The sequence below is a fragment of the Corallococcus exercitus genome (assembly GCF_042231735.1).
In the GTDB taxonomy this organism is placed as follows: domain Bacteria; phylum Myxococcota; class Myxococcia; order Myxococcales; family Myxococcaceae; genus Corallococcus; species Corallococcus exercitus_B.
This window is the reverse complement of the sequence record NZ_CP102577.1, coordinates 6948632-6960000: the sequence shown is the minus strand read 5'-3', so window position 1 is coordinate 6960000 and position 11369 is coordinate 6948632. Positions and strand designations below refer to the sequence as shown.

Below are 11369 nucleotides of genomic sequence, written 5' to 3'. Positions count from 1 at the left end.
GCAGATTATCCACGTGTTACGCACCCGTGCGCCGCTCTACTAAGGGTTGCCCCTATTCGCGCTCGACTTGCATGTGTTAGGCACGCCGCCAGCGTTCGTTCTGAGCCAGGATCAAACTCTCCAATTGTATTCTTGGTTTGCTTGAACCGGCGTTCCCCGAGACCCGGCTAAGGAGTCTCGGCTCGCTGATTCGTCGGCACTTCCCTCTCGCTGCGCTTTTCAGCGCTGCTCTTGAGGTGAAGATGCCCTCAAAAAATTGACTGCGGGTTTCCGCAATCCATTACTGCTTGGGCTTGCTATTTGGTTTTCAAAGACCGAGCCGCTTGTTGCGACTTTGTTGCTTGCCGGTTTCTTTTCAACCGGCGGGGTTGCAGCTTCTATTTCAGTTCGCAGTCAGCGTCAACTTCACTTTTGCGTCCTGCGGGCTGCTTCGAAGTTCGTCGGCGCCGTCCAGTGACTTTCGCCGCTTCTTTTCGAAGGGGAGCGGCTTCTACTTCAGCGCCGCGTTCCCTGTCAACCGCTTGCTGTCAGCTTCCTTCACCGCTTGCCGTCCGTGTGTTGCCTGCCGGACTGCTCTCTTCGGTGGGGCGCGGCTTCTATCTCTTCGCCGCGTTCGCTGTCAACTCGCTCGTTGACTGCCCTATTTCCTTTTCGGTGCTGCACTCTCTCCGAAGTACCTTCCGCGCCAGTGCGCGGGCTTCGAAGTGAGGGGCGCGGCTTCTACCTCTTCACCGCGTTCGGGATCAACAACCTTCGTCGATCCTTTTCTTCCTCCCGCGCTGAGCTCCAAGCTGCTGCCTTCGGAGCCGGTCGGGCGGGGCGCGGCTTCTACCTCTTCGCCGCGTTCGGGATCAACAACCTTCGTCGATCCTTTTCTTCCCCCGTGCTCACGCTCCGAGGCCCGGAGGCCAGCGGTTCGTTGCGCGGGGGTCCAGTGTCTAACGCTTCGGTTCGGCGACGTCAAACCCTCGTTGAGCCGGGCCTGATCCTTCCGTCCCAACCGCCAGGGATGTGGGTACGCCGTTCCGAGGCGTAAACCCCTCCCCCATCACCGGCAGCTTGCCAGGCCGTGGAGCAAGACTGCTTCCTTTGAGCTCCGACGAGAGCGGACGTGCTTGGAGTGGGCGGACGGGCGGGCTGCCGGGTGCCGTGCGGCTCCGGACACGACAAGGCCCCCGACCCGGTGACTGGTCGGAGGCCTTGGGCCCTGCGGATGCCGCTTCAGCTCACGGCGTCGCGGGGTCGAACGTGGAGATGCTCCAGCCCATGCGCTCGTGGCCGAACTTGTTCCAGTCCGGGTTCTTGCCGTTGACGATCTGGCCGTCCGTATAGGTCGGCGCCGCGGAGCCGGAACCGGAGCCGGAGAAGATGTTCACGCTGATGGTGGAGCCCGTGTACGTCGGGTGCGTGTTGTCCGACTGGATGTAGTCGTAGCTGGTGCTGCTGTTCGCCAGGTGCCCGTTCGCATCGCGCAGCGTGCCGCGCAGGGTGACGCTGATGCGCTGCACGTAGGCGTCCTCGGTCTCGCCGGCGCGGTACGCGATGGCCGCGGAGTCAATCTGACCGTCGCCGTTGCGGTCGTAGTCCGACGCCATCATCTCCGCGAAGGCATCCGCGCACTTGAAGCCGTACTTCGCCGCCAGGTTGCAGGCGCGCCAGTTGCTGCGCGCCAGGAGCGGCAGGAAGTACTGCTGCTTGTTCACCTTCTGGCCCGTCGTCGCGTCCGTGCAGGCCGTCAGCACGTTGTCCGCGTCATAGCCGGGGTAATAGATGTTCGAGATGACCTTCACCTTCGCGGTGGTCGCGTACTGGTTGATGGTCTGCATCGCCCGCTCCATGTACGTGGTGCAGGCCGTCAGCGCGTTCTGCAGGCCGCTGTAGTTGCACGTCCCCGTCTGGTCGGAGAACGCGCTGCGGGCCTGCAGGTAGTCGTTGCCGCACATCTCGAACATCACGACGCGCGTCCGGGAGTCCTGCATGTAGGAGCGCTCGTTGACGATCTTGTTGTTGTAGATGTCGTCCGCCTTCGCGCCGGACTTCGTGCGGCGGATGACCTCCACGTTCGTGCCCCACTTCTTCGCCGCGTACTCACCCTCCACCACCGGGGCCGCACGACGCGCGACGCTGCCGATGCCGCCGTTGTAGCCGGCGAAGATGGAGTCGCCGTAGGCCACCACCCGGTACGTCTGCGACGCCGAGCGGTTGATGGTCCACGACGTGTTCTGGTTGATGGTGCTGGCCATCGCGGTGCCACTGAGGGTGGTGGCGGCGAGGACGGCGGCGAGGGACAGCCCGCTGCGACGAACGGACATACCGGCTCCTGAAGAGGTAGGGGGTTCCCGCCCCGGCAATGGGGAGAGGCCGCGCACGGTACACGGGTTTGACTCTGGAATCACTCCTCAGACCAGAATTAACTCCTCAAGATGTATTACCTGTTGAACATGAATTCCGCCACGGCGCGTCAGGGCTGCGTGCCTTTGGCTGACGCGACGCTCCGAATTGACGCGATGTTTCACGACTAGAGTGCGCGCCCATGAACCTCTCCCTGGGTGCCCGAGCGCTGGGTCAGTGGCTGCTGCTGGGCGCCATCGTGGGGGGCGTGTGCGGCGTGGCGTCCGCGGTGTTCCTGGCGCTGCTGGAAGCGGCCACGGCGTACCGGCTGGCGCATGAGTCGCTGGTGTACGCGCTGCCCGTGGCGGGGCTCGTCGTGGGCGCGGTGTACGGCCGGTGGGGCGCGTCCATCCGGGGCGGCAACAACCTGGTGCTGGACACGGTGCACGTGGGGGACGCGGTGATTCCGCTGCGCATGGCTCCCATGGTGCTGCTGGGCACGGTGCTCACGCACCTGTTCGGCGGGAGCGCGGGACGCGAGGGCACGGCGGTGCAGATGGGTGCGAGCCTGGCGGACCAGATTGCCTGGCGCTTCCGCGTGACGCCGGACACGCGGCGCCAGTTGCTGGCGGCGGGCATCGCGGGCGGTTTCGGTTCGGTGTTCGGCACGCCGCTGGCGGGCACGGTGTTCGGGCTGGAGGTCGTGTGCGTGGGCCGGCTGGGCTACGAGGCGCTCCTGCCCGCGCTCACCGCGTCCGTCGTGGGCGACCTGGTGACTCGCGGGCTGGGCATCCACCACACCGCGTATCCGTCACCCCAGGTGCTGGCGTTGACGCTGCCCGTGTTGGGCCGGTGGTTGGTGTTCGCGGTGGGCATCGCGGGCGTGGCGGTGGCCTTCATCGAGGGCACGCATGGACTGAAGCGGGTCCTGGAGCGCCGCGTCCCCAGGCTGCCCGTGCGCATGGCGCTGGGCGGCCTGGGGGTGGTGGGGCTCTGGATGCTCGCGGGCACCAGCGACTACCTGGGACTGGGCGTGCCCGGCATCCTCCGCGCGTTCGAGGACGCGTCGCTTCCGTGGGGCGCGTTCGCCTGGAAGCTCGTGTTCACGGTGGTGACGCTGGGGGCGGGGTTCCTGGGCGGCGAGGTGACGCCCCTGTTCTTCATTGGCGCGGCGCTGGGCAATGTGCTCGCGCGGTTGCTCGGGTTGCCGGTGGACCTGGGCGCGGCGGTGGGCATGGCGGCGCTGTTCGCCGCGGCGGCCAATACGCCGCTCGCGTTGTCGTTGATGGCCGTGGAGCTGGTGGGCGCCTCCGTGCTGCCTCACGTGGCCATCGTCGCCACGGTGGCGTACCTGCTCACCGGGCACCGGGGCATCTATCCGTCACAGCGCATCGCTCGGAGGAAGCTGGGTGGGCCGCTGCTGGATCGCGTGGTCGCGCTGCGCGACCTGCCTGCGGAGGCGCCCCGGAAGCAACCCGAGGCGCCTCGTTAGCAAGCGCTACTTGCAGGTGAACGACCAGCGGCAGGTGCCGGACGCGCACTCGCGATCGCTGGAGCACGCCGCGCCCCGGCCGCGCTTGTTCACGCACTTGCCGGAGTTGAGCCCCCACCCGCAGAACTGGTTCGCGCCGCAGTGCGAGTCGCTGTCGCACAGGCAGCTGCCAGTGGGGTTCACGTAGCAGTCCGCGCTGCAGCGGTCGGTGGTGCACTCGCGGTCCGACTTGCACGTCTGGCCGTAGGTCTTGGAGCGCGGCGTGTAGCACCAGCCCACCGCGTTGAAGCAGCCTCCGCACGCGCCGGAGAGGCACTGGCCGTCGCGTCCGCAGGACGTGCCGTCCGTCTTGCGGTCCTTGCAGTCGTTGTCGCCCGGGTTGCCCGGAATCTCATCCTGGCAGTAGCGGGACGCGCCGCAGTCCCCGTCGTCGTTGCACACGCAGCGGCCGTCGAAGGTGGCGCAGAGCACGGAGGTGCACTGCTCGCTCTGGCACTCGTCGTCGAAGCGGCAGCCCTGGTTCAGCGTCTTGGAGTCCGGCGCGTAGGCCTTGCCGCACACCGTGGGGTAGGCCTTCTCACGCTCGTCCGGCGGCACCCACGGCGCGATGCCCGCCGTGTCGATGTCCAGCGCGGGGTCCGCCATGCCGGTGCGCGCGCTGCTCGAGGTGCGCTCCCACATGCGGATGAACACCTCCGCTGAGCGGTCCAGCGGCGTGGTGTCCGCGCCCAGGTTGCGCACGTCGCGGAGCAGGTCCGGCAGCAGGCCCACGTGCGCGAGTCCCTGCTCGTCGAACGGCGTGCCCAACCGGCCCGGTGCTTCGAGCTCCTGCTGGTGGGCCTGCGCGTCCGCCTCCGCCTGGAAGCCCGCCGAGCACGCGCCGTTGGGACCGAAGCGTGGCCGCGTCTGCTGGATGAAGCCGTTGAAGTCCGCGCCGAAGGCCATGGGGACCTTGAGGCCCTGGCGGCCGAACTCGTAGGCCTGGGCGAAGGAGCGGCTGGAGCCCTGGCAGTCATTGGCGATGTTCGCGGGCGTGTACGTGCGCGTCTCGTCGTGCGCGGTGCGCAGGCCGAACATGCCTCCCGTGCGGCGGAGCAGCTGCACCACCCAGGCGGGGGTGGTCTTCTCGTGCTCGGCGAGCTTGCCGTTCATCACCTCGCGGAAGTGGCCGTGGCTGATGAAGAGCGGGTAGTAGCGGTTCGCCTGGGAGACGGCGTAGGCGTCTCGCACGGCCTTCTCCGACAGGTGGGCCAGGTCGATGAGCATGCCCTTGTCCATCATCGCCTGGAGCAGCTGCTGGCCGTCCGCGGTGAGGCCCTTCACGTTGCGGCACTGGGCGTCCACGTCGAAGCCCAGCGTGAAGCCGGCGGCGGTGAGGCCGCAGTCGGTGTCGATGTGGCAGTTCTCCAGGAACTGCGCGGCCTGGAAGATGGCGTTATGCGGGGCCGCTCCGCCGAAGCGGTTGTCCAGCTGGTGCACGGGCTGGAGCGTGCGCACGCCCAGCGCGTGGAAGCGGTTGAGCTCCGCTCGCCAGTCCTTCGTGCCGAAGAGCTTGCTGGTCTCGATGGAGAGGACCATGGCGAGCTTGCCCTGCGAGATGATCCGCCTCGCGTCCGCGGGCGACAGGGCGATCTCCACCCAGTCGTTCGCCGCGTCGAAGGCGCGGGCCATCTGGAGCTGGACCTCCACGTCCATCATCTCGTCGCAGGCGCGCTTGCGGTTCTGCGGGGGCAGCGCTTCGCAGAGGAAGCCGTTGCTCACGGCGGACACCACGACGAGCGACATGCCTCCGTCGTGTGCCTGCTTGAGCCACCCGCCCCAGGACTGCTGGTGGGCGATGGTGTCCCAGCGGGGCCACTCCGTGCCGGGCTGGCGGCGGCCCATGTGCAGGCCGGTGTCCCCTTCCGTGCCTTCCATCTTCCCGATGAACTCCGAGCCCACCGCGCCCGCGACTCCGAAGAGCTGGGACAGAACGGGGGCTCCGCTCAGGTCCACGCCTCCGGAGTTGGGACACAGGTTGAGCAGGCCGCTCAGGTCCATGCGGACACGGGCATGGTCGCTCTCCGGCCAGCCGCCGTCACAGGTGTCGAGCGTGCCGTTGACGCCGCCGTGGAACCAGCCGCCTCCGAAAGCCTCCTCGGCGAACATGTGGTGGTGCAGCTCGGCGAAGCCGGGCACGTCCACGCCCTGCTTCTGGGTGGCGGGTTGGGGCGGGGGCTCCAGGTCCTCGATGGGGGCACAGGACAGCGAGGCCGCCAGCGTCAGGGCCAGGGGACTCCAGCGGAACCACGGGAGGGGACGGGACACGAACGCTCCGGGATGAGGGGAGCGTCCACATGCTTCAGCCCGGACACCGAGTGCAAGACGCGGTGTCCCAGGGTGTGTTCAGTGCGCGGTGGCGGTGGTGCTCGGCTTCGCGCTTCACGGCACCGTCTGAGCCGTCAGCCCCACCGCTCCGTTGTTCCGCTTCCGGAGTTCAGGCGTGGCCACCTGGAACTCCGCGGGGAGCACTCTCAGGATGCGCTCGCGGCGGTAGCGGGCGGTTGCCAGGCGCTGCTCCAGGGCGGCCTTCTCGGCTCGGGTGGCCTTGTCGGGCGTCGCGGTGCGCAGGGCCAGGGCGGTCAACCTTCTGGAGACCTCTTCAATCTCGCGGTCGATGAGCACCGGCTGGATGTTCCGTTTGGCCTTTGCCTTGCGGCCCTGGGCGTTGTTCTCAATCCAGACCGGCAAGACGGAGACGTCCGCAAGCGACACCGGGGCTCCAGGCTCCGCCCTTGTCACTCCGACTCGAAGGAGCAGCGTGTCCCTCTTGTCCCCTTCCTTCCCCTGCTGCCCCTTCACGTGCCGGTAGAACCGCGCCTGGTTCGCCACCAGGTTGCCCAGCGAGTACGCGATGAAACCGCGGCGCCCGGACTTCGTCGTGTAGGCCTCCAGCGGTTGGAGCACGTGCGGATGGTGCCCGATGATCGCGAAGGCTCCCGCTTCCAGGAAGGCCTGCCCCAATGCCCGGTCCTGGGGATTCGGCGCTTCCGTGTACTCACGTCCCCAGTGCCCCATCACGAACAGCGCGTCACACTTCGCTGCCGCGGCTCGCACCCGCTCCAGGGCTTCCTCCGGCTTCAGCCCTCTTCGTGCGGTGTGCTCCGGATAGGGCAACAGCGCCACGTGCGGCGCGTCCGCTTCCTTCGGGTTGCTGAAGCCGTTCAGGCTTCTGGTGAAGGACAGGAAGCCCAGCTTCACGCCCCTCACCTCCATGAACACCGGCTCCCAGGCCGCGTCCTTCGTGGTTCCTGTGCCCGTGTGGCGCAGCCCCGCCGCGTCCAGGTGCTTCAGCGTCTCCACCAGGCCTTCCACGTGCTGATCCCTTGCGTGGTTGTTGCCCGTGGACACCACCTTCACTCCGGCGTTCACCAGGGCCTGCACCATCGCTGGCGGCGCGTTGAAGACCAGCTCCTTCGTGAAGGCCTTGGCGTTGGCCGTGACCGGCGTCTCCAGGTTCACCACGCCCACGTCCGCCGTGCGCAGGACGTCCGACAGCGGCCCGAAGACGTGGTCCCAGCCTTCGTGGTTTCCGCTTCGCGCGTGCGCCTTCGCTACCGACTTCACCTCGCCGTGCGGAATCACGTCCCCGCCAAAGACAAGCTCCACTCGCGCGGGCGCGGCCATCCCCCACAACGGGATGAACAGCAGCAGGGCCCCCCACCCTCGCATCACTCCGGCTCCCGGACCCCGATGAAGACCTCCCGGTTCCAGGGGTCTCGCCGTGTCGTCGCGGGAATGCCGGCCTCCCGCATCCACTCGAGCCAGTCGTCACGCCGGAACAGGCCGAAGCGGTGGCGCTCCTGCGACATGCTCACCGTTCCGTCCGCTTCCCTCAGCAGATAGGCGAACGCGGTCTCGAACGTCTCATCGTCCGGATCCGGATCCCACGTCCACATGAGGTAGCGCATGCCGCGCCCGTCCGGCGCGTCGTGGCCTCCGGACTCGGTGAGGGGCTCGAAGGTCTCACGCACGCAGTCCGGCAGGAGCACCACCCGGCCTCCCGGACGGCAGTGCGCGGCGGCCGTGCGGACCGTGGCCCTGGCGGCGTCCCGGTCCACCGCGTACATGATGGCGTCGTGCACCATCACCCGGTCGAACGTGCGCCCCAGCCGCAGGGACGTCATGTCCCCTACCCGGTGCTCGCACTCCGGGTTCACGGCCCGGCTCACCGCGACCATCTCCGGCGAGCGGTCCGTCAGCGTCAGCGTGAAGTGCTTCTTCAGGTGGAAGGCCATGCTTCCACCGCCCGACCCCAGCTCCAGCAGCGTGCGCGCGGGGCCCTCCTCCGGACGCAACATGGGGAGCAGGTCCTCCGCCTCCTCCACGTACTCCTCCGGTGGCGAGAACAGCGGCCACCAGGAGGCGAGGTCGGTGTAGAGCTGCGGCTCCTCCACGGGAGGCGGAATCACGGTGCGCAACGACGCCATGCGGGGCTTCCTCGGAGACGGTTCACCGTTCTACCGCCCGGACCGCCAGTGCGTCCATGAGGCCTAACGGACCTGGATGGCGTCCGCGACCACGTAGGTCCCCGCCGTCACCCAGCGGCTCAGCTGGACCTTGTTCCAGCCCGCCCGGAAGCTCCACGTGCCCAGCGTGTTCCACCGGGCGCCGTTGATGGTCTGGTTCACCTTCACGTTCGCCAGCTGCGTGCCGGACGCGTTCGTGATGATGAACGGTGCCGCCGTGGAGCGGTCGCTCGCCGCCGTCCACCACGCGTCCACCGTCTTCGTGCCCGCCGCGGAGAGGTAGAACCAGAACGTCGCCGGCTCCGACACCGCCGCGCCCGGGGACACCAGGTAGCTGGTGCCGTAGTAGCCCGCCACGTTCGTGGAGGACGCCCAGCTCGAGCCCGTGAGCTGGATGTAGCCCTTCGTCTGGTCGTTGTTCGCGTTGTTGCTGTCGATGACCAGCCCCGTCGTCGAGCCGCCGCCGGACGTCCACAGGTACGTGACGTCCACCCAGTCGTTGTTCGACATGCCCAGGTCCAGCCAGAACGTCCCGTCCGCGAGGTCGATGCCCGCGGGGTTCGACGGCCGGCGGCCGAACTGGTCCAACCCGCCGTTGAAGTTGTCCTGGTACGCCGCCTGCGCCTCCGGCTTGCCCTGCGGCAGCGTCTTCCACATCTCGCGCACGCTGGACGGGTTCCAGTAGTCGTCCTTCGTGTTCCACGGGCCCACGTCCCAGACGGACGTCGTCGTGCACTTGGCCGTCTTCGAATAGCAGACGCGCACCTGGTACTCGGAGCCTCCGTTCGACGCGAGCCCGCGCCGCGACGGCAGCGCCGCGAAGCGGTCGTTGCTCTTGATGACGTGGCCGTTCGCCGTCGTGCCGCCCACCAGGCCCTCACGGGTGGCGTAGACGCGGTAGGTCAGCGGCGCGAGCGTCTGGAGTCCTTCCTCGGACGCGCCTTCGCGCCAGCCCTCCAGCTCCACGCCCCGCACCACCGGGCCCCGCCCGCGCTCGTCCGCGATGAGCGCCAGACGCACCTGCACCTCCGTGCCCGAGCGGGGCAGGCGCACGGCCTCGTCGCCGGTGGCGGTGCGCCACTCGCTCCAGGCGCCTCCGGGGACTCGGACTCGCACGTCCACTTCGACGCCCTGCCCCAGGCCCACCGCCGCCTGGACGCGCGGGCGGAAGGTGTCCACGGGCTGCTCGAGCGTGCGCGCCGGGAACTCGAAGAGGCCCGTGAGCCGGCTCAGGCCTTCCGGACGGCGCATCACGGCGTTGGGTTCGTAGCGCAGCCCCTCACGCGTGCCCACGAGCTCCGACGTGCCCGTTCCCTCCGAGAGGTTCTCCGTCCAGCGCTGCGGGCCGGTCTCCTGCCGGAGCGCTTCCGGCGCGGGCTCCGCCGCCGCCACGCCCTCCGCGAAGACCGCGCCCAACATCACCGCCATCAGGGTGGACCGCCACGACGCGCGCATGCCTGGACTCCCGGGAAGTGGATAAAACGTTTAGACCGTTCAACGTTTAAATCCGTCTTTCCCGGTTCTCAAGAGCCAAGGCGTGAAACCGCCGTGGCTCACTGCATCACGTTCCATTGATGACGGAGCGGATCCACGGCGTGTACGTGGCCACGTTGGTGAATACGGAGAACGTGTCGCACTGGCTGGAGCCGAACCCGCTCGTAATCCCATACAGCGTCCCGTTGAAGGCCAGCGGTCCGCCGTCATCCTTCGTGCAGACGTTCGCGTTGGCGCGCGGCGCCGTGCAGAGCTCCGCGCCGTTGACATAGGTGCTCCCCACCAGGTCGCGGCAGGTGGCCGTGGAGGTGACGCTCAGGCTCACGCGCTTGAGGGCATCGGAAGTGGGCCCGGTCTGCGTGCGGCCCCAGCCGCTCGCCGTGTACGTGGCGCCAACGGGCGCGGGCGCATCCGGCAGCGTCAGCGGCTGCACCGCCTGGGACAGGTTGAAGGGCCAGGCGAGCTGGAGGAGCGCCACGTCGTGGACCGACCCGCTGTAGGACGGGTGCATCACCTTGCGCGACACCGCGCGGTACTGCTCGTCCGCCTCCACCGCGCCCAGCCGCAGGTCCCCCGCGTAGACGCGCATGGACGCGGCCGTGACGCCCTGGACGCAGTGGGCCGCGGTCACCACCCAGCCGGCGCGGATGAGCGTGCCTCCGCAGGTGAAGGCCCCCGAGACGTGGAGGCGCACCTGGTGGGGCAGCTCGTACCGGGCGGCGAGGCTTCCTCCGGTGATGTCCTGCTCCTGGGTTGCGGGCATCGGCTCCTCCCCACCGCAGGCGAGGAACCCCAGGGCCATCAGCGCTGACGCGAGACGTGGTGTCTTCATGCGGTGAGACATGAAGGATTCACGTCTCACCGTCAATCTTGCAAATCGAGATTAATCAGTCAGCCTACTTCGTGCCGAAGAGGCGGTCTCCCGCGTCGCCCAGGCCGGGCAGGATGTAGCCGTGGGAGTCCAGCCTGTCGTCGATGGCGGCGGTGAAGACCCGCACGTCGGGGTGGTGCTCGCGCAGGTTCGTCAGGCCCTCCGGACACGCGAGCAGACACACGAAGCGCAGGGAGCCCGGGCGGCTTCGCTTCACGCGCTGGAGCGCCGCCACCGCGGAGTTGCCCGTCGCGAGCATGGGGTCGCAGACGATGACGTCCCGGTCCTCCAGGTTCGCGGGCACGCGGTAGTAGTACTCCACCGCGCTCAGTGACTCCGGGTCGCGGTACAGGCCGATGTGGCCGACTCGCGCGGAGGGCACCAGCTGGAGCAGGCCGTCCAGGATGCCCTGCCCCGCTCTCAGGATGGGCACCAGCACCAGCTTCTTGCCGTCCAGCGCCCAGCCCGTGGTGCGCGCCATGGGCGTCTCAATCTCCTCCTCGCGCAGCTTCAGGTCGCGCAGCGCCTCGTACCCGAGCAGGAGGGAGATCTCCTCCAGGAGCGCCCGGAAGGCCGCCGTGCTCGTGTCCGTCCTGCGCATCACCGTCAGCTTGTGCTTCACCAGCGGGTGATCCACCACCGTGCAGTTCGGGAAGTCCATGCGTCCTCCTTG

General features: G+C 68.3%; 8 protein-coding genes and 1 rRNA gene (1 of these 9 cut by a window edge). 1 reads left to right on the top strand and 8 read right to left on the bottom strand.

Going from position 1 to position 11369, the window contains the following annotated elements; genetic code table 11:
- Positions 1-127 (bottom strand): 16S ribosomal RNA (locus tag NR792_RS27835) (it extends 1411 nt beyond the left edge of the window).
- A 1099-nt stretch (positions 128-1226) separates the two neighbouring features.
- Positions 1227-2312 (bottom strand): SGNH/GDSL hydrolase family protein, encoded by a 1086-nt coding sequence (locus NR792_RS27830; RefSeq protein WP_375755730.1) that lies wholly within the window; start codon positions 2310-2312, stop codon positions 1227-1229.
- Positions 2313-2533: 221 nt separating this feature from the next.
- Between NR792_RS27830 and NR792_RS27825 the strand changes: the two genes are divergently transcribed.
- Positions 2534-3823 carry a chloride channel protein gene (locus NR792_RS27825; protein WP_375755729.1) on the top strand — a complete coding sequence of 430 codons (1290 nt, stop codon included), beginning with the start codon at positions 2534-2536 and terminating at the stop codon, positions 3821-3823.
- Between the two features lie 6 nt (positions 3824-3829).
- On the opposite strand, the gene NR792_RS27820 is transcribed toward NR792_RS27825, so the two are convergent.
- From NR792_RS27820 to upp, 6 genes are all read right to left on the bottom strand, one after another.
- Positions 3830-6130 carry a membrane dipeptidase gene (locus NR792_RS27820; protein ID WP_375755728.1) on the bottom strand — a complete coding sequence of 767 codons (2301 nt, stop codon included), beginning with the start codon at positions 6128-6130 and terminating at the stop codon, positions 3830-3832.
- Between the two features lie 114 nt (positions 6131-6244).
- Positions 6245-7534 carry a CapA family protein gene (locus NR792_RS27815; RefSeq protein ID WP_375755727.1) on the bottom strand — a complete coding sequence of 430 codons (1290 nt, stop codon included), beginning with the start codon at positions 7532-7534 and terminating at the stop codon, positions 6245-6247.
- Positions 7534-8292: a class I SAM-dependent methyltransferase gene (locus NR792_RS27810; RefSeq protein ID WP_375755726.1), complete on the bottom strand. Its 759-nt coding sequence runs from the start codon at positions 8290-8292 to the stop codon at positions 7534-7536. Before NR792_RS27810 ends, NR792_RS27815 begins: the two co-directional genes overlap by 1 nt.
- A gap of 63 nt (positions 8293-8355) precedes the next feature.
- Positions 8356-9786: a hypothetical protein gene (locus NR792_RS27805; RefSeq protein ID WP_375755725.1), complete on the bottom strand. Its 1431-nt coding sequence runs from the start codon at positions 9784-9786 to the stop codon at positions 8356-8358.
- 106 nt (positions 9787-9892) lie between these two features.
- Positions 9893-10657, bottom strand: a complete 765-nt coding sequence (locus tag NR792_RS27800) for a serine protease (RefSeq protein ID WP_375755724.1) — start codon at positions 10655-10657, stop codon at positions 9893-9895.
- Between the two features lie 64 nt (positions 10658-10721).
- The gene (gene upp, locus NR792_RS27795) at positions 10722-11357 is read right to left on the bottom strand and encodes a uracil phosphoribosyltransferase (protein WP_375755723.1); all 636 of its coding nucleotides are present in this window, start codon (positions 11355-11357) and stop codon (positions 10722-10724) included.
- Positions 11358-11369 lie beyond the last annotated feature (12 nt).